Consider the following 19,376-nt stretch of genomic DNA (forward strand, 5'->3'; position numbering starts at 1 on the left):
CGTGCCACACCTGGCCACTCCCCCATTTGGACACCAGCGAGGCGAAGCGCCCCCGCACGTAGCGGGGGCGCTGTCGCTGCGGCATCGCACTGGGGCTCACTTCCCCCACGAAGCCACCCGCCGAGCCCACCAGGCGCGGGCAGTCAGGGTGTCGGCGGTCGCGGCGAGGTCCACCCAGTTCGCGGGGACCGGGCCGACCGACTTTCCGGCCTGTGCGGGGACAGCCTCCTCCGCGGGCTCCTGGTCCTCGATCACCTCGACCTCGGGCGGCTGCTCGTGGTCGTCGAGCCGTGCCCACCAGAGCTTAGAGCTGAGCCCGAGCGTGACCAGCTCCTCGCCGGTCTCCAGGCTGGTGATCTCGTACCGCCCTTCCCCGGTGTAGGTGATGCCTGCGGGCGTCGCCTCGGTCGGCTGCGGGCTCCTCGCTCCGGCGCGTCCTCCGTAGAGGATGCGCACCCGCTGACTCCGGAGCTGGCCCGGGACGTCCCGCAGCGGTCCGCTGGACCACTCGGGGGCACTGCTCGGGGCCTCGGCCTGGTCCTGGTGCTCGACCTCGGCCGGCGCCTGGTCGTCGTCCGTCCCGAGGTACCCGTTCACCAGCCGCACCGTCTGCTCGTAGTCTTCGGTGTACTGCTCAACGAACTTCTTCCCGGCCCGCTGAATGGCGCCCGCACCGTGGATCGCGTTGGACCTGGCGACGTCCAGCAGCCATCCGAGCGTGATGTAGGTGACTCGGCCGCTGAGACCGGAGCTGGTGTACGAGCAGGCGTCCAGCTCGGCCAGCAGCTCCGGGCGGTCGCTCAGGAATCCCTGCGTGATCTGCGACTGCACGTAGCTGTTCAGGGAGTTGGGCAACTGGAACTGATGCCGCCGCTCGCGCGGGTCCTCGGGCTTGTAGTCCAGCTCATGGCGGTTGAGGACGCTCTTCCCCGCCATGACCTCGTTGCCGTTGCCGCTGGTCAGCCATTCCCGGCAGATGTCCAGGAGCGCCCCCAGGGCGTCATTCGTCAACGGGACCTTAGTGGAGTTGTTCGACTTCCCCATGTCCAGCGCCTTGCAGGCGTTCATCAGGTCGAACTGCCCGTCCGTCTCGCACTCCATCTTGTTGGTGGCAAACTTCCGCAGCGCGGCGGGCATGTGGGTAACAATCTCGTGGCTCATGGCCTCTCTCTTTCCTGTGGGGGTGCCTTCTCGGCTGTCATGGAGGGTGTTCAACGCGGGAACGCGGAGCTGTTCCGTGCACACGTCGCAATCACAGGTGTGCTGCACACAGATGCACCCGCCTTCGTCACACAGGCGATCCGGCCCGTGGCTATTCCCCTGGTCGTACCAGGTCGGGTAAACGACGTGCTCTCGGTCGTATCGGTGCCCATGCGGCAACGGCTCTTCGTAACAGGGCTGGCGCGAACGCCGGGCGGACTCCTGATTCAGGAATCCGGCCCGGCATTCGGTGCATTGCAGATGCCCTTGCGGGCGTCCTCGGAGTGTGTGCTTCACAGCAGGGCGAGGAACGGGTTCGGGCTAGCCGGAGCGGCCACCGAGGGCACCAGCTTCTTCGCCTTCGCCTTGGACTTGGGCCTGGTGGCCGTCTTCTTCGGGGCCGGACTCGATCCGACGACACGGAGTGTCGGCTTCCCGGCCGGCCGCTCAACCGAGCCGACCGCCTTTCTCGGCCTCCGTGCCGGCCGCTGGATGGGCTCGGCTTCCGTCACCGCCGGAGCGGTCGGAACCTCGGGCTCCTGGACCACGGTCGACGCCTCGGGTTCGATCAGGCGGTACATGATGCGGGGCGCCCCGCGGCCTCCCGTCTTCACCGTCTCCATCTCCAAGTCGGGTGCCTGCTCGACCGCCGTCCGCACCGAGGCCGCCGTGACACGGCTTCCCAGGGCTCGCAGGAGGACCGTGCTGGACGCCTCACCCTCGTACCGCTCAAGGACCGCACGCACCAGCTCAGCCGTACTCTTCACGGGCTTCATGGCCTGGTCGGCCGCCTCGCGGACCAGCTTCTCGACGGACGCCATGCTGTAGCTCACGAAGGCCCAGGCGGCATCCACAGCCTTCCGGCTGATCTTCGTCTTCCGCGTGGTGGCGGTAAGCACGGCCGCGATCCGGTGGACCTGTTCCGCCGCCCGTTCCATGTAGGACGACAGCAGCTCGGGCAGCTCGGCCATCTTGTCCTCGACCTCGGCCCGAATCTCGTCGTACCTCTGGCCGGCCGACCGGTCGAACCCAATGACGCGGGATTCGGAAGTGGCCCACGCGAAAGCCGCCTTAAGCGCCTTCACATCCACCACCGCCGGGCGATTCGTGTAGGACAGCATTTTTGAGCGCTCGACCAGCACCGGAAGAAGCCGGTTATAGGAGCCTCCCAGCGCCTCACTGGAGCTCACGTATCGCGCCCATTCCCCGGGCGTGATGTGGGCGTGGAATCCCAGCAACGGGCGGTTAACCGCCTGGACTTCCTTCTTCGTACGGTTGCTGATGGTCTTGCCGTCCCATGCGGTCCGGAAGAGCGTCGAGAAGTTGGGGCAGCGCTTCTGCCGCTTAAGGACGCTCGCCCATTCCTCCTCCACCAGCATGGCCCGACCGTCGATTCCGTCCGGCTGACCGCTGGTCTCCAGCTCGAATTTGTTGAGCATGTCGACCAGCGAAGGGCCGGACGAGATACCGTCCCGCGTGCGGGTGTCGATGAATCCGCCGATCACCTGACCCATAAAGGTCTTGGCGGTGAAAAGCGCGTATCCCTTTCGACCGACCCCGGAGCGGCCGGCCAGGACCGTCCAGACGACCACGGGCCGGTTGTTGTCCAGCCGGACGGTGCGGCTGATGGCAGCCGAGTACATCGAGAGGGCCGCCGCCCACACCCCGATCGGGTCGGCCTCGCTGGTGGGCATAGCCGCCGCCACGGCGTCCCCCAGGGGGCCGAACTTCATCGCCTCAAAGGTGCTGGTGTTACTCATTTCCTGTTCCTCTCTCACGCGCTCTGAGCGGTGGCGGCGGTGCCGCCGAGTGCTTCGGCGAGAAGGCCACGGAACTTCTCCCCGTGTATCTCGCAAAGGTGGTATTCGTCGGGACCGATGGTCAACTGCATCACCGCGATTACCTCCTCCCCCTTCTTTGCGCAGGCGTCGCACTCCAACGTCGTAACTATCTTTTTGGCCATGCTTGCTTCTCCTTTTGTCCGGGTGTTCATGGCAAAGGCCGGACCACCAGGGCCCGGCCTCCACCAAAATCAACCGCAGTTACCCGCCGAACTCGGCCACGATCCCAACCAACCCGATCGCGCTGGATTCGGTTATCTCGACCGTGTAGAACGCATCACCGCTTCGCCCCACTCCGGTGTGAGGGAGGAGGTATTCGCATTCCCAATCGATCCTCTCATCGGTGCCCTCTTCAGGCACCGGGACGGGGACCTTCGTGATCACGGTGGTATCGGCCGTGAAGCCATCCGTATAGGCGTTGTTGATCTGCAAGGTGACAATGGCTTTGGTCATCTCTAGTTCTCCTTCTCCGTGTTTCCCGGGCATCCCTCATGAGCGCTGACGCAGGCGTGAATCCCCAGGGCAGTGACTCCACCATCGGCGAAGGCCAGGATTGCGAGACCCTGAGCCAGGCCCACCCGCGCTTCCCTGCTGCCTTTACCTCCGAACTGGGCTACGTCTCCGTGTGAGGCGATCTGTTCAAGTGAGCGCTTCCGTATGGCCTCGAATTCGGCCGGGGACTTGGCCTTGAGGTCCGCAATGCAAAGTGGCAGGAACCCCAGGAGGAATTCCTGCCACATGTAAGGCGTCGACGTCTTCAAATCCGGCACCAGAACCACCCGACCGAATATCGGGTGAGGCTCACGAAGGCTCACGCGGCCACCTGCCCGGCGAGCTGGTGACGGATGTTCCACCGCTCCGCCTGGAACGTCTCGGTAACGTCCTCAACCAGCATTTCGGCGACCCGTGCGGGGTCGGGGTACTCGGCGGCGAGCCTGCCGCATTCCTGGAAGAGCTCTGCCAGCGCCGCCAGGCAGGCCCGGGAGTCCTCAACTCGGGCGACCGCGACCGCCTTTATCTCCACCGTGTCCGCATCCTGCGAATACCGCTTGATCATGCTCAAAGCTCTACTCCTGTCGCTTCCTTGTATGCCGCGCGCACAGCCTTAGGGATGGCCCCACGCGTCCCCACCGTGAATCCGTTCGCGTTGCCCCACTCGCGGCAGAGCCGCATATGGCGATCGTGATGTTCCGCGCGCTGGCGGGACTCCTTGGCCCGCTCCCGCCCCTCTTCCATCAGCTCCCGGGCAGCCGTCTCCTTGGCTTTTCGGGCGTCGTGGGAGGGCTTGTAGATCTGGAAGTAGCGGACTTCCGGGGGCGTTACTTCTGAGGTGCTATTGGCATCACGCAATCCGACCTCGACCATGAACGCGCGCACTTCGTCATCCGTCGGCATTACCGCCTCCGAATCGGCTTCGAGGTGGCGCCCATAGCCGGGTTAGAAACCATCTCGTCAGCGCACGGCTTGCACTGCGGGTATCTGGCAAAAAACGGTTCCCCGAACCGTGCGATTCCGACCCAATGGGTTGCCTCTCGACCGCAGTTGTTAGAGCAACCGCCCTCGTAGTTGTCCGGGTAGGGCATTTGACCGTGCCTCTCGTCTAGTGGCCAACGCGACCACCAGAAGCCCGAGGCCGGCCACCAGGCCGGGGTTCTGGTGGTCACGCAAGCGACTAGGCGCGAACGATCACATCGGCCGACGCCGCCAAGCTCCGGTCCATGTCGGGCCCCCGGTAGTCGGCCACCCGCACCCTCCCGCCGAGCTCCAGCGAGAGGCGGAGATCCGTACCGTGCTCCTCTTCCCACCCACTCAGCAGCTCAGCGGGAAGGTGCTCAAGGTCAGTCGCGGCGGTCTGCGTCGCCCACCCCGTAATCGGGCCGGGGAAGACGCGTCCCCACTCCTTGAGTACGGAGAAGAGGGCCGTGAAGTCGTCCACCAGCGCGACAGCGCGCGCCCTATCCGGCGCCTGAGACTCCGAGTACTCCGGGACATCCGGCATGGTGTGCTCAGCGAGCGTCATGATCCAACGCATTTCAACTTACCTTTCTCGATTAGCTGTCGGCACTCAGGATGTGATGGGCACCATCACCGGCGTAGACGGTCGTGTATCCACCACCCTGTATTTCGTCCACCGCCATACTCCGGGCGATAGCGCCAATGTGCGGACGGATGTCCTCGGGGATGTCCTCCCGTTCGTCAAGCCCTTCCCAAAGCATGTTCGCGACCGCCGAAACCTCGTCGCTCCCGTCGTAGTCACCCATGTAGAGATCCCCGATCGTCTCGTGGATTTCGGCGAGCGAGTAGTCGTTATCCAGGAAATGCTTAACGACAAGAGGCGGCCACTTGGTGATCGCTTCCGCGATCAACTCGATACGCTCGAAGCTGTCCCACTCACCAATGACGATCCCACCGAATTCGTCGTAATCGTGGATAGCCCATTCCTCGGCTATCTCGCCGTATTGCGCGGCTGCGGGAGAGGCAGCAAGCATCTCTTGGACTTCTGCCATGATTTCGTCAGCACTCTGGTCGGCATCAATCCACTTACCGTGGAGTTCTCCCGAGTTGTAGTCCGTGAGGCTGGCAACGTAGATACGTGGCGTAAGCGTGTCCGCCATTGGTTCCTCCTTATATCAGCGGGCCCTGCTGGCTGACAGGCCATGCAAAGGGCCGCCCTGGCGATCAGGGCGGCCCGGAGCAAAGCGGGTCAGTCGAAGTCGCGGAAAGGTTCGGCGTGGCCCCTCAGGACGACAACATGTTTCAGATCGACAGGTGCCGTCGGGCCGTACTCTTCGAGCACCTTTTCGTCCCCGATATCGCTGGCGTCATTCGGATTGTCCGCCCACACCAAGTACACCGGGGCCTCGGGGTCCGGGTAGTTGGGGTCCCACTTCAGCGACTCTAGGCATGCCTCGGTCCAGTCGAATATGACCGTGTAAGGCTTCTGAATCTTCATTGGCTAGGCTCCCTAGGTTTCAGGCCGACAGCACGAACGTCTCGCTGTCATCCTCGCAATCGCCATCGCAAATGTGGTGATCATCTCCGCACTCGTCGTATTCCGTGTGGTCGAGAATGATGTCCTCGGCCAGTGCGTGGTAGCCGAATGCGCGGAACACGCCAGCGTAAGTTTCAGCTTCCGAGCAATCCAAAGTGCGGGTGTAGTCATGAATCAGAGAGGAAGCGAGACCGGAATCCGTCCAGCTCTCCACAAATGCTTCGGCCGCCCGCAACTGCTCGGACGTGATTGCGGTGATAGAGGTCGTCTTGACGTAGCCCCGACGGGCAAGGAATCGACGGACAAGGTTGCGCATGATGGTGCCTTTCATTGGGAGTGGTTACGGGCGAAAGCAATTAGCGAGCGCGGTTGCGATACCGGTTCTTGTAAAGGTTCAGCTCCACGAACACGGACGGGAGACCGTAAGAGGCCGCGTACGCGACAGCTTCCGCGTAGTCGTTAAAGACGCGGTGCCAAGCGGGTCCGATGTGGGCGACGTACATTGCGCCTCCAGAGGCGACAGGGGGGAAGGAAAGGGACTGACAGGCCATGACCGGGGCCGGATTACCGGCCCCGACCAAAGCGCGTCACTCAGGGGCGGGAGAACCACTCACAGGCAGGCTGGAATCCCTTTTCGCAGTTGTCCCGCTGTGCTTCGCTGAAACCGTCGTTGAACTGGGCCACAGCCTCATCCGGGGCATCCTTGAACCACTCACAGGCGGGCTGAAATCCCCTGTCGCAATCCTCAGCCTTGGAATCGGCGAACCCCTCGCCGTAGACGTGCCCTCGGGACACGCCAGGCTTGTTCTCAGGAGTAGTGTCGGACGCGCCGAACAGGTATCCCGAGCCGAACATGCACATCAGAGAGGCGATCGAGAGGGCTCGAATCAGGAACGCATGCTTAGTCATTGTGTTCTCCATTTCGGGAATCAGAGGCCCATAAGGGTGATCAGCTCATCAACGGACTGGGTGGGCTCACCCGAGAACAGGTCGAGCTGCCCGCGCTCCTGCCACTTGCAGATTTCCCGGCGGTAGCGAGCCTGAGCATTCGCGTGCTTGTGGGCATCCTCTTGCGAGAATTCCGCCCTGCTGTACTCCCACCATTCACGGACACGGGTTTCACTGCTCATCTCAGAACCCCCACCGGGTAACCGGACGCCCAAACTGGTGCACCTTTTCCAGCACCTGCCCCCCGTCGTCATCAATTCCGACAACACGACTCACTTCAATTCCTCGCCGATTTTGCAGCTCCCACAGATCGGTACGCACCACAAATCGGTACCAAGACCCATTAATAAAGCGGTCATGCGCCTCGTATCGCTGGCTCGCCTGAATCCCCCACGCGCAAAGCTCGCGCTCGCTAATGGGCATCTTCGTCGGGTAGGGGCGGAACTTGAGGCCTTCCGTGTTGCCTCGGAGAGTGCATTCGGCGCACCAATCCGAACTCATTCCACTGGCGTTGATCAGCTGTATCGTCGCCTTCTCCGGGCACTCCGTGCCCATGCACATTCCCTTGACCCACCGGATCGGCAGCTCAGACATAATTCATTCCCCTATCTGACTAGTAGATGTGCCCGGTGACGTCGTATCCGCCGTCGACCACCTGAATGGAAATCCCGTGCGGGCTAAGTACGCCGCACCGGAAGTCACCCCTTCTCGGGGTCCCTTCCTCCCCGTCCGTCTCGCAGTACCCCGCGCATTCCTTGCGGGCCTTCTCTGCCGTCGCCTCGGCCCTCTCCCAAGTGCGATGCACTCCGAACAGATCACCGACCTCGTTCCACACGCGGAATTCACGCGCCATGATTTCTCCCACCGATAACGCCGATCGACCGACCGGACTTAGCCACCCACGGCCAGCGGGGCCGTGAATGACTAGGCACGCTCGCCCATTGCCCGACCTGCAACTAGATCCCCAGTAGCAAATAAGGGGGCAAAAAAAGAGGCCTAGTGGAGGCCGTCAATGATCCGGTTCATGCACCCGTGGCAGGGCCGTGCGTCGGTGCAGCACTCGACACGCACATTTGAGGAACCGATGGCGTGGTAAGTCCAGCTAGCCGGATGAAAACGCGCGCCCCTCGCAAATCCACGCTGCTGCACCTTGAATTCGGCATGGGTGTCGTCGTTTGCCGGCATTTCCACCGTCCTGAGAACGGTCCCATACCTATTGCGGATCTCCACGGCGTACAGCCGGTATTCCCAGGTGTGGCGATTTCCCCGCACGACACACCCACACGGGGTCTTGATAAGGGTCTCGGACACCATTCCTCCTTTGGTCGGTGTTTGAGGTTCTGCACCCCTCCTACGGGGCACATAGAGAGCCGGTCAGGCTTGACCCTTCCCGGCCCTACAGGGTGGTTTTAGCGCTCCCTGCCGCGCTTTGACTGTGCATCCCGCTCGCTCCCCAGTCCTTTCATTCTGGGATCAATGCATTGGTCGTCGCGTGGTCACTGCACAGTCATGGGTTTTACGTCAGTCGCGTGTCTGCCCCGTTTGCTCGCCCTTTCGGGGTCTTCGCAGCACATAGGATCGTTTCGGCTGACGGTGCCAGACTCCGTGAGCGCCTGCTAAACGCTCTCTGAGCCTGGTCCTAGGGTTCTCTGGCCTGCCAACGCAGTCCCGCACGCATAACGGTCCTCACGGCCTTTCTGTGTAGTGACCTGCCAGTGCATGCGCTGGTGGTTTCACCGGCCTCTATTTGGATACCGGAAGCATGCGGCCCACAATGGCCACTGATAGCCCCTTTGCTGTTGTCAAGGTACTTCGATCCCTTTACGACCCTTGGCGCTGTTTTCCCGTCCTCCCTGTTGTAGCCCGATGGGTGGCTCATAACCACCAGCACCGAACCCGGAAAGCCGTTGCGTGCTAGGTATCGCTCCGGTCCGCTGTGCGCTTGGGAGAGGCGTTTTCACTCTCCGCCGGACCGACTCCCCTACTTGCCTTTCAGCCGGTTTCCCTTGCCCCTTCTGGGGCGGTACTTCCTGGCCGGGCCTTTCGGTGTCGCTCGTTCCGACACCGAGAACGTTAGGCACTTCCCCAGTAGCAAGCAACCCGCAATGCTCATGCCAGAAATGAGGGTACGTAATCACTCAATCACCCACAGTGCCGAAAGGGACCTCTCTATGCATATAGGGGAGAGGCGAAATGCCCTTTAGCATGGATTTCACGAATGTCAATAGCCTAAAACGGACACTTTTGGAGCCGGCTTTTAGTTCAGTGCATGAAACACTACGTAGAGTAGCCATATTCTGTTATCAGTGAGAGCCCATTCCGTGATCTGCTCGTTATGGCCTACACGAGATGTGCAACTTGTGAGCGCTAGTTCTCCCATTGAGCCACACACAATGATCACATTCATGCGCATGACACGGCCAGGCATGAATCAGGCATTACGTATCGAATCGGACATGCAAGCGCTTACCTGATGACCCATCATGTGTGCATCTGATCTCTCGTCAGTGAATCCCCTGTGGTCTAGACCTCTCCAGGCATGTCATCCCCTGACGTGTCGTCACATGTGTGCCCGCGTGAATGAATTGCCTGGTCAGAGCATTGATTCATTCGTGATCGCCTGTGATGTGTACCCGGGGGTAATACATGCATACACGCACACAGGACCCACCGGGGGTGCCTTCCTTCGACGCTGTACGGGTTTTAAAGTTTTCGCCCCAGCACGTTTATTCACTCATCGCAAGTCGCTTGTACCGGCCGATCGGCCCTCGATGGCCACTCACAGTGAGGATGGAGCGAGGTCTTCGGAGGGGGCTTGGCCGGCCTCTCCCGGCCTGGAGGGTTCTCGGGTGACTGGAACGCTCTTCTGGGTCGCTCTGGTGGCCTTCTGTGGCTTCCTGGAGCCTCTGGAGAGCCTTCACGGAGTGTCGGAGGCGTCTTCGGGCCGTCGGAGGCCCTTCCGCGGGCCCGGCCACCTGCTGAATGAATGAATTGGAGGCCTCGGAGACTGCCCAGCGCTTACCACGGCGGCCAGAGAGGCCGCTAACGCCCAACTAACGGACTGTATTTGCGTGTTGACAGCTTGCTCGGCCACTCTGAAGGCCGACCCGAGTCGGGATTCAGGCCTTTCGAGAGGGAAACGACGTGGAGCAGCAGGAACAGGATGATTGGCACCACTCGGCGTGCTTCGCCCCCGAGGGAGACGACTGCCGGTGCGATGACCTGGACTACATGGAGCCGGCCGGGCTGCCCTGCCGGGAAGACGACGAAGACTGAGCCCAGGGGGTGAGGTGCCTCACTCTTTCCTCGGCAACGTCCCATTCCTGGCCTCGTTGACACATACATCTTTATTGCCGGGGGTCCTATATGCCCCGGCAGAAGTGGTCACCAAACGCCAAAAGGCACCCCGCGAAGGGTGCCATCTGGGCACTTCCACTGAGAGGGCCAGGAGCCGGTAGGGTGCCCGTGTGCACCGATGTTTGGGAGGCTCCTCGTCACCCAGATGCAGGTAGCCAGCCCCGGGGACAGACCCCGGGGCTGGCGCTTCTCGACTAGGCTCGGCCCCGGCAGTGATTCGACCCATTGCCGTGTGGCCACAGGAGTGTCACGCCCAGGCCCCCTCAGTCCTCCGAGGGGGCCTCTTGCATTTCCGGCCTGTCAGCCCGTCTCCGCCTCCGGGTGGGTCAGCTTGCCCAGGTACCTCGCCCCGGTTCGGCGGGACAGCCCGAGAGCATCACCCAGGGCGGCCCCGGTGACCTTCTCGCCTCGGGCCTGCAACTCCTTAGCAGCGGCCTGGACCAGCTCCGGGGCCACCGCCGGCCTTCCGCGCTTCCCTCGCCGCGGCCTCCCTGTCTCCATGTCGATCAGGGAGAGCTGTCCGTCCTCCTGGTCCTCGTCGGGCTCGGGGACATCGGGCGCTTCCACCTCAATGGCCGTCTCACGTGGGCCACGGCCCATGTGCAACAGGTGAGCCACGACCAGCCCCGGAATGGCCGAGACAGCGGCGACCAGGACAGCCGAAGAGCGCATGTAGTCCAGCTGGATAAGGTGGGATATGTCCTGCGCCAGGATGGCCAGGATCAGCGCGAGGACAGCACCGACCTGAGCGGAAGTCTTCCCCGGCAGGTCGAAACGCCTGGCCACGTCGGCCATTACGGCCGCGCTGGCCGCGTAGACCGAGACACAAACCGGCATCAGTGCCGCGAAGGCACCGCTCCACCCGGCCACCGTGGCGAGGTGGATTTCGCCCGGGACGGACATGATCAGCGCCGCAGCAAAGGCGGCCGGTGCGCCAAATTTCCTTGTCGCCTTCGCGAACCAGGGCAGGTCAACAGACACGGTGGACATGGGTGTCCCCTCTCAGGCCAGGATCGGAAGTCAGAAGCCGAGGGCAGCGCGAACGCGCGCACGGCCAGCGGACGGGGACACCAGACCCGGGCGGGTCCTGCTGTGACGCCAATCAAGGCTGTCGGCCGGCGCCACGTTGCGCGGGGCCACCCCAGCGCACGGGCCACAGATTCCGGCCTCCTGGCCACGGGGCAGCGGCCCCCGGCACTGGCCGCACTCGGCCAGGGGGACAACCGGCTCGACGGGGGCAGGAACCGGCGGGATCTTGTGCGTGAGACGCCACTCGATCACGTGGGAAGCAGACCGGATCTTGGCAGGCAGGCCGGAAATCAAGGCGTCCCGGATCTCAGCCTCGGTGGCACCACGGGACAGCCACTCGACGGCGAGTGGGGCCAGCTTCAGCATCTCGGGGACACCCAGGCGCAGGCGGCGTTCCACGCGACCAACACCGGTCAGGACAGCCACGGCTTCAGCCGTGGTCTGGTCCTGCTCCTGGTGGCCATCTCCCTGCCCACCCTCGACCTCGGCCGCCGGCGCGGCCTCAGCCTCGTCGACAGGGGTAGGGACGGGAGGGTTCTTTTCCCGGTTCTTTCCCATCGGGTTAGGCCCGAAGCTCCGGCACTCCTGTCCCCCGGCCTGCGGGTCTTCGTTCTTCGGCTCCTCGGTCATCGGGACATCCGACACGGTCACGTGCGTGGACCAGTGGCCCCGGTCGTTCTGCGCCTTGTCGCACCGGACATAGCCGGCGGCCTGGAGCTCCCTCATGGCCCCGGTGACTCGCTGCTGCCCTTCAGGGGCGTCCTCGGTGAGGGACTTGACCGTCTCGGCCGTGTGGTCGGGCTGGCTAAGGAGAAGGCCCAGCAGTCCACGGGCCGTGAGGGACAGGGAGGGGTCCTGAACTATGTAGTTGGGCAGGACGATGAAGGCCCGGTCATGCCGGGTACGCTGAATCTGCACGGAGACGTCCTCTTCGTGTCGGACCCCGGGGCGTTGGCGCGCCGCCGGGGTCAACTGTGCGGGTAGCGGTTATTTGCTACTGGGGAACCGTAACACGATCACTCGGCCTCCGGTCCAGCGCTACACCCACTCGACCTCGGTCCGGATGCGTCCCGCTGGCCTGCGACTCGGCAGCGGGGTGACCTCGTCCGAACGCGACGTAGGCGCCTCCCTGTCGGGTAGGCGCCTGGTTCCAAGGGTGGCGAGCACTTCGGCCCGCTGACTCTCTGTGAGCTGCATGAGTAACGCATGTATCACTGACAGTGGCTCCGTGGTCATGCCACTGCCCATCCACGCAGGTCAGAGGATTTTGCCTGAGTGACTTTTTGCAGGTAGAAGGTGACGAAGAAGATCGCGCCGAAGAACGCGAAGGCCATCAGCACCATCAGCAGGGTGCCGGCCGACAGCGGCACCGAGCGGAACAGGCTGAGCGGGATCAGCGGCTCCTTGGCGACCCGCTGCCAGAACGCGAAGGCGGTCATCAGCAGCACCGCGCCGCCGAGGAAGACCACCGTGGAGACGTCGCCCCAACCCCACTCGGGGGCCTTGATGATGCCGAAGACCAGCGCGAACATCGCCGCCGAGAGCAGCACGATGCCGGGGATGTCGAAGGACTTGGCGACGTTCTCGGACCGCACGTCCCGCAGGATCCACAGGCCGAGGGCCAGCGCGATCAGGCCGACCGGGATGTTGATGTAGAACACCGACTCCCAGTTGACGTGCTCGACCAGCAGGCCGCCGACGATCGGGCCGGCCGCGGTGGAGGCCCCGATGACGCCGCCCCAGATGCCGATCGCCATGTTGAGCTTCTCGGCCGGGAAGGCCCCGCGCAGCAGGCCGAGCGCGGCCGGCTGGAGCAGCGCGCCGAACAGGCCCTGCAGGACGCGGAAGAAGATCACCGTCTGGATGTTCCCGGCGAAGCCGATCGCCGCCGAGGTGGCGGCGAAGCCGACCGCGCCGACCAGGAAGGTGGTCTTGTGGCCGAACCGGTCGCCGATCTTGCCGGCGGTGATCAGGAAGACCGCCAGGGCCAGCAGGTAGCCGCTGGTCACCCACTGGATCTCGGAGGGCGCGGCCTTGAGGTCGGCCTGGATGACCGGGTTGGCGATCGCGACGATCGTGCCGTCCAGGGCGACCATCATCACGCCGACGGCGACGGTGAGCAGGGTCAGCCAGGGGTGCCCCTGGAGGCTCCTCCCGCCCGGTGACGTGCCCGGCGGCGATGCGTCCGCCGTGGCGCTCTTGGTCAGGGACTGGCTCATCTGGGCCCTCCGGGGGGCTGGCTGCGAGCGGACATGGAAGTGGCGCCCCGGCCCACCCGTCCCCACGAGTTGCCCGGCCTGAGGGCGCCACCCAGGGACATTATGTCAGTCACTGACATTCGGCAAACGCTGACTTCTGCGTGCGTCTGCCATTTGTCAGATCGCTACAGTAGCCTCCACAGCACCAGCCCGATCACCGTCCGGAAGGCCCGCGCCATGGCCGCTCAGCCCGCTTCCCCCGCCCCCGTCCAGGAGCCCGGACTGCGCGCCCGGAAGAAGCAGCGCACCCGGGACGCCCTCATCGAGGCGGCCCACCGGCTCTTCCTCGGCCAGGGCTTCGCCCGCACCACCGTCGACGAGATCGCCGCCGCCGTCGACGTCTCGCAGCGCACCTTCTTCCGCTACTTCGCCAACAAGGACGAGGTCGCCCTCGCCGTCCTCGCCGAGGCCGAGGACCACTTCATCGAGCAGCTGCGGGCCCGCCCCGCCGAGGAGACCCCGCTGCAGGCGCTGCGCGCCGCGATCGTCGGCTCCTGGCGCGAGCGCGGCGCCGGCCGGGACACCGGGCCCTGCTCGGTGACGGCCGCGCTGGAGCTGATCCGGATGATCGAGAACACCCCCACCCTGCTCGCCGCCCATCTGCGCCGGGTCACCGAGCAGGAGCGGCTGCTGGTCGGGATCATCGCCGAGCGCGAGGGCGTCGACCCGGCCGAGGACCTGCGCCCCGCCGTGCTCGCGGCGGCCTTCGGCGGCGTGCTGCGCGCCGCGCACCTGTCCTGGAGCGCCGACCAGGAGGACACCGGGCCGGAGGGCATGATCGCGCTGATCAACCGCCACCTGGACCTGCTCGCCCCGGCCCTGACCGGCGACTGGAGAGCCTGACCCTCATACCCGGGTACTACACCGAGGACCGGACCCGAGGGGGACGCCGGCCGCGCCGTACCTCCCTAGGCTGGCCGGATGCCCAAGCCACCCACCGGGCCGGCCCCGGGCGGTCCGGTGCGCACGCTGCTCGCCCCGCTCACCCGCCCCTCCCCCGACCACACCCCGCTGCTCGCCCAGGCCACCCGCCGCTGGGTCCGCCTCCTGCCGTACGTCCTCGCCGCGGCCGCGACCGTCGCACTGCTGCCGACCGGCATCAACGTGCTGGTCAACGACTACGGGGTCTCCACGGGTCTGGCCGCCGCCCTCGCGGTCACCCAGACCGCGCCGCTGCTGCTCGCCGTCACCCGGCCGCTGCCCGCCTGGTGGATGGCCGGCGGCGGCGCCCTGCTGGCCTCGCTGCTGATCCTCTCCACCGGCCGCGGCGCCACCGCCTCCGGGGTCGACGGCCCCTGGCCGTGGCCGCCGCCCGGCATCGTCGGCTACCTCCTGCTGATGCTGCCGCTCGCCCTGCGCGAGTCCCGGCGCACCCTGGTCGCGGTCTGGCTGGTCACCGCCGCGGCGAGCCTGACGCTGTCCGTCGTCGGTCTGGCCGGCGGCTTCGGCGGCGACAACAGCCTGCTCGCCACCGCCCTCGCGGGCGCCGTCCTGGTGGTCGGCGGGGCACTGCGCGAACGCGCCGAGGCCCGCCGGCTGCTCGCCGAGCAGGAACACATCAGCGAGGCCGAACGCGAGCGGCGCACCCTGCTGGAGGAGCGCGCCCGGATCGCCCGCGAGCTGCACGACGTGGTCGCCCACCACATGTCGGTGATCGCCGTGCAGGCGGCCAGCGCGCCCTACCGGATCACCGGCGTCCCGGCCGAGGCGGCCGAGGAGTTCACCGCGATCGCCGGCACCGCGCGCGAGTCGCTGGCCGAGATGCGGCGGCTGCTCGGGGTGCTGCGCAGCGAGGAGTCGGGCGCCGAGAAGGCGCCGCAGCCGGGCATCGGTCAGCTCGCCCAGCTGGTCGACACGGTCCGCCGGGCGGGCGTGTCCGCCGAGCTGACGCTCGCCCCGGAGCTGGCCGGTGACCCGCTGCCGCCGGCCGTCGGCCTCTCCGTCTACCGGATCGTCCAGGAGGCGCTGGCCAACGTGGTCCGGCACGCCCCCGGCGCCGCGACCTGGGTGTCGCTGGCGGTCGCCGACGGATCCCTGCTGGTCACCGTGGTCAACGCGGCCCCGCCGGTGCGCGGCGAGTCGCTGGAGGCCTCGGTCGAGGGCACCGGCCAGGGGCTGGTCGGCATGCGCGAGCGGATCCGGCTGCTGAACGGCCGGCTGGACACCGGGCCGCTGCCGGACGGCGGGTTCAAGGTGGCCGCCGTCCTGCCGCTGGCCGGCCTGACGGATACTCGGTCGGACGACAGCCGGCCGGGCGGCCCCGCGTCCGAGGGAGCCGGACGGGCCGCCGGCCGCACCGCAGACACCCCCGGGGAGAGCACCGTATGACCATCCGCGTGATCATCGTCGACGACCAGGCGATGGTGCGGGCCGGCTTCGCCGCCCTGCTGAACGCGCAGAGCGACATCGACGTGGTGGGGGACGCCGCGGACGGCGCGCAGGGCCTGGAGGTGAGCGGCCGCACCCACCCGGACGTCGTGCTGATGGACGTCCGGATGCCCGTCATGGACGGCCTGGAGGCGGCCCGCCGGCTGCTGGACCCGGCCGTGCCCGGCGCGCACCGCCCCAAGGTGCTGATGCTCACCACCTTCGACGTGGACGACTACGTCTACGACGCGCTGCGGGCCGGCGCCAGCGGCTTCCTGCTCAAGGACGCGCCGCCGGACGACCTGATCGCCGCCGTCCGGGTGGTCGCGGCCGGTGAGGCGCTGCTCGCCCCCTCGGTGACCCGGCGGCTGATCGAGGACTTCGCCCGGACCAGGCCGGCCAAGCGGCGCGACCCCAAACTGCGGCTCAACGGGCTGACCCCGCGCGAGACCGAGGTCCTGGAGCTGATCGCCCGCGGCCTGTCCAACCAGGAGATCGCCGCCCGGCTGGTCCTCGCCGAGCAGACCGTGAAGACCCACATCGGCCGGATCCTGGCCAAGCTCGACCTGCGCGACCGCGCCCAGGCGGTGGTGCTCGCCTACGAGTCCGGCCTGGTGACCCCGGGCCAGTGAGCCGCTCCCCCGGCCCCCGGTGGGGCCCTCCCCCGGGGGCAGGCCCCCTGATACCCGGGTAGCACCCGGCAGTTGGCCCCGCGGAGTGATGTCCGCGGGGCCGTCCCGTTCCTACCGTCCTTCCCGTCGAGCCGAACTGGCCACGGAGGGAACGGACATGACGAGGAACCGGATCGGCCGCGCGGCGGCCGCCGCCGCGCTGGCCCTGGCCGCGGTGCTGGGGGCGGGCGGCTGGGCCGCCGGCGGCGAGCGCGCGGTGACCGGGCCGCCGCCCGGCGCCGCCGCCTGGATCGCCGACACCGCCCTCGGTCTGCCGCTGCCGAACCCCGCCACCGCCGCCCCCGCCGAGGTGGCCGCCTTCTTCGCCGGGCTGGCACCCGCCGCCCGGGAGGACCTGGCCGTCCGCCACCCGCTGGTGGTCGGCAACCTGGACGGCGCGCCCGTCGAGCTGCGCTACCGGGCCAACGCGCGGGCCGTCGCCGAGGAGCGCGAGCGCGCCCTCGCCCGGGCCGTCGACCCGGCGCTCACCGCGCAGGACCACGCCGCCGCCCGGGAGCGCGCCGAGCGCTACCGCACCCTGCTCGACCCGGCCGCGCCCGGCGGCCCCCGCCGGTTCCTCGCCTTCGACCCGCGCGGCCGCGGCCAGGTCGCCGAGGTGTTCGGCGACCTGGCCGGCGCCCGGCGCACCGCCGTCGTCGTCCCCGGCTCCGACATCGACCTGCGCACCTTCGACCGCGCCGGCGACCCGTACGGCACCCCCGTCGGCATGGCCCGGGCGTTGTACGACGCGACCGGCGGGCGCACCGCGGTGATCGCCTGGGCCGGCTACACCACCCCGCTCGGCCTCGGCCCGGACGCCGCCACCGAGACGCTGGCCGCGGCCGGCGCCGAGCGGCTGACCCGGCTGCTCGACGGACTCGCCGTCAGCACCCGGCCCGACACCCCGGCCACGGTCTTCTGCCACAGCTACGGCTCGGTGGTCTGCGGCCTCGCCCGGCCCGGCCCGCGGCAGGCCTCCGGCGTGGTGGTGCTCGGCTCGCCGGGCCTGGGCGTCGACTCGGCCGCCGACCTCGACCCGCGCGTCCCGCTCTGGGCCACCGCCCGCAACGGCTCCGACTGGATCGGCAACGTGCCGCACGTGCGCCTGTTCGGTCTCGGCCACGGCGCCGACCCGACCGACCCGGCCTTCGGCGCCCGCCCGCTGCCGTCCACCGGCTCGCACGGCCACACCGGCTACTTCGCCCCGGGCACCGCCTCGCTGGCGGCCTACGCCGACCTCGCCCTCGGCCGCTGACCCGGCCTCCCCCGCCGAGAACGCCGTACCGCCGTACCCCCGTACCGCCGCACCGCCGAACGGAGACCCCGTCATGACCGCCACCCTGCTCGCCCCGCTGCACCGGGCCGCCCGCCAGGTGGACGCCCGCACCCCCGAGAGCCGTGACCGCGCCCTGGACGGCCTGCGCGCCCTCGCCCTGCTCGCCGTCCCGGTCGGCCACTGGCTGCTCGGCGGCTTCACCCGCTCCGCCGACGGCGCCCTGCACAACGCCAGTCCGCTCTCCTCCCCCGGCCTCGGCTTCTTCGCCCCGCTCAGCTGGGGGCTCCAGTTGCTGGGTGTGTTCTTCCTGGTCGGCGGCCACTCGGCGGTCCGCTCGCTGGAACGCGCCCGGGCCAGGGGCGTCGGCCACGCCGGCTGGCTGCGCGGCCGGGTGGTGCGGCTGCTGCGCCCGGTGCTCGGGGTGGCCGCCGTCTGGGCGCTGCTGATCCCGCTGCTGCCGCACCTCGGCGTCCCCGCCGACACCGTGCGCACCGGCTCGACGCTGGTGGTGCAGCCGCTCTGGTACATCGCGGTCTACCTGGGCCTGACCGCGCTCACCCCGCTCTGCGCGGCCTTCGCCCGCCGGCTGGGCGGCTGGTCGGCGGGTCTGCTGCTCGGCGCGGTCGCCGTCGTCGACCTGCTGCGGTACGGGCCGTGGGCGCCGTCGCTGCCGTCCTGGCTCGGGCTGCTGAACATCCTGCCGGGCTGGCTGTTCGGCTACCAGCTGGGCGTGCTCTGGGCCGGGGGCCGGCTCGGCCGTCCGGCGGCGCGGCTGCTGCTGGCCGGCGGCGGCGCGCTGTTCGCCGTGCTGCTGCTGGTCTTCCACTACCCGGCGTCGATGGTCGGCGTGCCGGGCGCGGAGCGCACCAACTCGCACCCGCCGTCCCTGCTGGTGCTCGCGCTGGCCGCGGTGCAGTGCGGCGCCGCGGTGCTGCTGCGCGATCGGCTCGGCCGGCTGCTGACCCGCCGTCCGCTGCTCTGGCTGCCCGTGGTGGCGGTGAACCTCTCGGCGATGACGATCTTCTGCTGGCACCAGAGCGCGATGCTCGCGGTCGCCGTGCCGGGTGCCGCCGCCTTCGGCGCGGTGCCGGGGCTGACGGTGGCTCCGGACTCGCTCGGCTGGGTCGCGCTGCGGCTGGCGCTGCTGCCGCTGTTCGGCGCCGCGCTGGTCGCGATCGGGTGGTTCACCCGGCGCTTCGACGGCCCGTGGACGGGGTTGTCGCGACCGGCCAAGGCGGTGGCCGGCGCGGGGGCGGCGTTCTTCGCCGCGTACGCGCTGGGCGTCGTCTGACGCACCCGGGCGGGCGATGCAGCGGGCGACGCGGCGCGCGGGGGCGGGCCCGCCGGGCCGCGCCCCCGAAAGCCGACACCGGCCCCCCCCCAACACCCCCCTGCCGGCCCCCCCACGCCGCACACCAAGACAACGCACGACGAACG

21 protein-coding genes and 1 pseudogene are annotated in these 19,376 nt (G+C 67.5%); 6 read left to right on the forward strand and 16 right to left on the reverse strand.

Going from position 1 to position 19,376, the window contains the following annotated elements:
• Positions 1-96 precede the first annotated feature (96 nt).
• From ABZW10_RS28435 to ABZW10_RS28495, 13 genes are all read right to left on the reverse strand, one after another.
• Positions 97-1,161, reverse strand: coding sequence for a hypothetical protein (locus tag ABZW10_RS28435; RefSeq protein WP_355371162.1), 1,065 nt, complete (start codon positions 1,159-1,161; stop codon positions 97-99).
• A 332-nt stretch (positions 1,162-1,493) separates the two neighbouring features.
• On the reverse strand, positions 1,494-2,960 hold the full coding sequence (locus ABZW10_RS28440) for a DUF3987 domain-containing protein (protein ID WP_355371165.1): 1,467 nt from the start codon (positions 2,958-2,960) through the stop codon (positions 1,494-1,496).
• 14 nt (positions 2,961-2,974) lie between these two features.
• On the reverse strand, positions 2,975-3,163 hold the full coding sequence (locus ABZW10_RS28445) for a hypothetical protein (protein WP_355371167.1): 189 nt from the start codon (positions 3,161-3,163) through the stop codon (positions 2,975-2,977).
• A 79-nt stretch (positions 3,164-3,242) separates the two neighbouring features.
• Positions 3,243-3,494: a hypothetical protein gene (locus ABZW10_RS28450; RefSeq protein WP_355371170.1), complete on the reverse strand. Its 252-nt coding sequence runs from the start codon at positions 3,492-3,494 to the stop codon at positions 3,243-3,245.
• A gap of 358 nt (positions 3,495-3,852) precedes the next feature.
• A complete protein-coding gene (locus ABZW10_RS28455; RefSeq protein WP_355371172.1) occupies positions 3,853-4,104 on the reverse strand; it encodes a hypothetical protein in 252 nt (83 codons plus the stop codon).
• Complete coding sequence (locus ABZW10_RS28460) at positions 4,101-4,436, reverse strand: histone-like nucleoid-structuring protein Lsr2 (RefSeq protein ID WP_355371175.1); 336 nt, start codon at positions 4,434-4,436, stop codon at positions 4,101-4,103. Before ABZW10_RS28460 ends, ABZW10_RS28455 begins: the two co-directional genes overlap by 4 nt.
• Before the next feature lie 277 nt (positions 4,437-4,713).
• Positions 4,714-5,061, reverse strand: coding sequence for a hypothetical protein (locus ABZW10_RS28465; protein ID WP_355371178.1), 348 nt, complete (start codon positions 5,059-5,061; stop codon positions 4,714-4,716).
• 31 nt (positions 5,062-5,092) lie between these two features.
• Positions 5,093-5,656, reverse strand: a complete 564-nt coding sequence (locus ABZW10_RS28470; protein ID WP_355371181.1) for an antirestriction protein ArdA — start codon at positions 5,654-5,656, stop codon at positions 5,093-5,095.
• An 89-nt stretch (positions 5,657-5,745) separates the two neighbouring features.
• The gene (locus tag ABZW10_RS28475) at positions 5,746-5,994 is read right to left on the reverse strand and encodes a hypothetical protein (protein WP_355371184.1); all 249 of its coding nucleotides are present in this window, start codon (positions 5,992-5,994) and stop codon (positions 5,746-5,748) included.
• Positions 5,995-6,013: 19 nt separating this feature from the next.
• Complete coding sequence (locus tag ABZW10_RS28480) at positions 6,014-6,364, reverse strand: hypothetical protein (RefSeq protein WP_355371187.1); 351 nt, start codon at positions 6,362-6,364, stop codon at positions 6,014-6,016.
• A gap of 260 nt (positions 6,365-6,624) precedes the next feature.
• A complete protein-coding gene (locus ABZW10_RS28485) occupies positions 6,625-6,954 on the reverse strand; it encodes a hypothetical protein (RefSeq protein WP_355371189.1) in 330 nt (109 codons plus the stop codon).
• 8 nt (positions 6,955-6,962) lie between these two features.
• The gene (locus ABZW10_RS28490) at positions 6,963-7,163 is read right to left on the reverse strand and encodes a hypothetical protein (protein WP_355371192.1); all 201 of its coding nucleotides are present in this window, start codon (positions 7,161-7,163) and stop codon (positions 6,963-6,965) included.
• A gap of 1 nt (position 7,164) precedes the next feature.
• Positions 7,165-7,575, reverse strand: coding sequence for a hypothetical protein (locus ABZW10_RS28495; protein ID WP_355371195.1), 411 nt, complete (start codon positions 7,573-7,575; stop codon positions 7,165-7,167).
• A 2,550-nt stretch (positions 7,576-10,125) separates the two neighbouring features.
• On the opposite strand from ABZW10_RS28495, the gene ABZW10_RS28500 reads away from it, so the two are divergent.
• Complete coding sequence (locus ABZW10_RS28500) at positions 10,126-10,257, forward strand: hypothetical protein (RefSeq protein WP_355371198.1); 132 nt, start codon at positions 10,126-10,128, stop codon at positions 10,255-10,257.
• Positions 10,258-10,638: 381 nt separating this feature from the next.
• Here the strand turns inward: ABZW10_RS28500 and ABZW10_RS28505 are convergent, their stop codons facing one another.
• The 3 genes and pseudogenes from ABZW10_RS28505 to ABZW10_RS28515 all read right to left on the reverse strand — a co-directional run.
• The gene (locus tag ABZW10_RS28505) at positions 10,639-11,328 is read right to left on the reverse strand and encodes a hypothetical protein (RefSeq protein ID WP_355371201.1); all 690 of its coding nucleotides are present in this window, start codon (positions 11,326-11,328) and stop codon (positions 10,639-10,641) included.
• Between the two features lie 30 nt (positions 11,329-11,358).
• Positions 11,359-12,285: a hypothetical protein gene (locus ABZW10_RS28510; protein WP_355371204.1), complete on the reverse strand. Its 927-nt coding sequence runs from the start codon at positions 12,283-12,285 to the stop codon at positions 11,359-11,361.
• Between the two features lie 359 nt (positions 12,286-12,644).
• Positions 12,645-13,586, reverse strand: a pseudogene (locus ABZW10_RS28515) (MFS transporter); the annotation flags it as partial.
• Between the two features lie 216 nt (positions 13,587-13,802).
• On the opposite strand from ABZW10_RS28515, the gene ABZW10_RS28520 reads away from it, so the two are divergent.
• From ABZW10_RS28520 to ABZW10_RS28540, 5 genes are all read left to right on the forward strand, one after another.
• On the forward strand, positions 13,803-14,468 hold the full coding sequence (locus ABZW10_RS28520; RefSeq protein WP_355371207.1) for a TetR family transcriptional regulator: 666 nt from the start codon (positions 13,803-13,805) through the stop codon (positions 14,466-14,468).
• Positions 14,469-14,546: 78 nt separating this feature from the next.
• Positions 14,547-15,953 carry a sensor histidine kinase gene (locus tag ABZW10_RS28525; RefSeq protein WP_355371210.1) on the forward strand — a complete coding sequence of 469 codons (1,407 nt, stop codon included), beginning with the start codon at positions 14,547-14,549 and terminating at the stop codon, positions 15,951-15,953.
• A complete protein-coding gene (locus ABZW10_RS28530) occupies positions 15,950-16,624 on the forward strand; it encodes a response regulator transcription factor (RefSeq protein WP_355371213.1) in 675 nt (224 codons plus the stop codon). Before ABZW10_RS28525 ends, ABZW10_RS28530 begins: the two co-directional genes overlap by 4 nt.
• 157 nt (positions 16,625-16,781) lie before the next feature.
• On the forward strand, positions 16,782-17,918 hold the full coding sequence (locus ABZW10_RS28535) for an alpha/beta hydrolase (RefSeq protein ID WP_355371216.1): 1,137 nt from the start codon (positions 16,782-16,784) through the stop codon (positions 17,916-17,918).
• 73 nt (positions 17,919-17,991) lie between these two features.
• Positions 17,992-19,230 carry an acyltransferase gene (locus ABZW10_RS28540; protein ID WP_355371219.1) on the forward strand — a complete coding sequence of 413 codons (1,239 nt, stop codon included), beginning with the start codon at positions 17,992-17,994 and terminating at the stop codon, positions 19,228-19,230.
• Positions 19,231-19,376: the final 146 nt, after the last annotated feature.

It is taken from the genome of Kitasatospora sp. NPDC004723, assembly GCF_040609255.1.
In the GTDB taxonomy this organism is placed as follows: domain Bacteria; phylum Actinomycetota; class Actinomycetes; order Streptomycetales; family Streptomycetaceae; genus Kitasatospora.

Bases quoted from the DNA above. Each gene is read 5' to 3' on its own strand.
- ABZW10_RS28465 (WP_355371178.1), bottom strand. From the start codon at position 5,061: ATGACGCTCGCTGAGCACACCATGCCGGATGTCCCGGAGTACTCGGAG.
- ABZW10_RS28440 (WP_355371165.1), bottom strand. From the start codon at position 2,960: ATGAGTAACACCAGCACCTTTGAGGCGATGAAGTTCGGCCCCCTGGGG.
- ABZW10_RS28485 (WP_355371189.1), bottom strand. From the start codon at position 6,954: ATGGAGAACACAATGACTAAGCATGCGTTCCTGATTCGAGCCCTCTCG.
- ABZW10_RS28460 (WP_355371175.1), bottom strand. From the start codon at position 4,436: ATGCCGACGGATGACGAAGTGCGCGCGTTCATGGTCGAGGTCGGATTG.
- ABZW10_RS28470 (WP_355371181.1), bottom strand. From the start codon at position 5,656: ATGGCGGACACGCTTACGCCACGTATCTACGTTGCCAGCCTCACGGAC.
- ABZW10_RS28445 (WP_355371167.1), bottom strand. From the start codon at position 3,163: ATGGCCAAAAAGATAGTTACGACGTTGGAGTGCGACGCCTGCGCAAAG.
- ABZW10_RS28535 (WP_355371216.1), top strand. From the start codon at position 16,782: ATGACGAGGAACCGGATCGGCCGCGCGGCGGCCGCCGCCGCGCTGGCC.
- ABZW10_RS28530 (WP_355371213.1), top strand. From the start codon at position 15,950: ATGACCATCCGCGTGATCATCGTCGACGACCAGGCGATGGTGCGGGCC.
- ABZW10_RS28480 (WP_355371187.1), bottom strand. From the start codon at position 6,364: ATGAAAGGCACCATCATGCGCAACCTTGTCCGTCGATTCCTTGCCCGT.
- ABZW10_RS28495 (WP_355371195.1), bottom strand. From the start codon at position 7,575: ATGTCTGAGCTGCCGATCCGGTGGGTCAAGGGAATGTGCATGGGCACG.
- ABZW10_RS28525 (WP_355371210.1), top strand. From the start codon at position 14,547: ATGCCCAAGCCACCCACCGGGCCGGCCCCGGGCGGTCCGGTGCGCACG.
- ABZW10_RS28450 (WP_355371170.1), bottom strand. From the start codon at position 3,494: ATGACCAAAGCCATTGTCACCTTGCAGATCAACAACGCCTATACGGAT.
- ABZW10_RS28520 (WP_355371207.1), top strand. From the start codon at position 13,803: ATGGCCGCTCAGCCCGCTTCCCCCGCCCCCGTCCAGGAGCCCGGACTG.
- ABZW10_RS28475 (WP_355371184.1), bottom strand. From the start codon at position 5,994: ATGAAGATTCAGAAGCCTTACACGGTCATATTCGACTGGACCGAGGCA.
- ABZW10_RS28505 (WP_355371201.1), bottom strand. From the start codon at position 11,328: ATGTCCACCGTGTCTGTTGACCTGCCCTGGTTCGCGAAGGCGACAAGG.
- ABZW10_RS28490 (WP_355371192.1), bottom strand. From the start codon at position 7,163: ATGAGCAGTGAAACCCGTGTCCGTGAATGGTGGGAGTACAGCAGGGCG.
- ABZW10_RS28435 (WP_355371162.1), bottom strand. From the start codon at position 1,161: ATGAGCCACGAGATTGTTACCCACATGCCCGCCGCGCTGCGGAAGTTT.
- ABZW10_RS28540 (WP_355371219.1), top strand. From the start codon at position 17,992: ATGACCGCCACCCTGCTCGCCCCGCTGCACCGGGCCGCCCGCCAGGTG.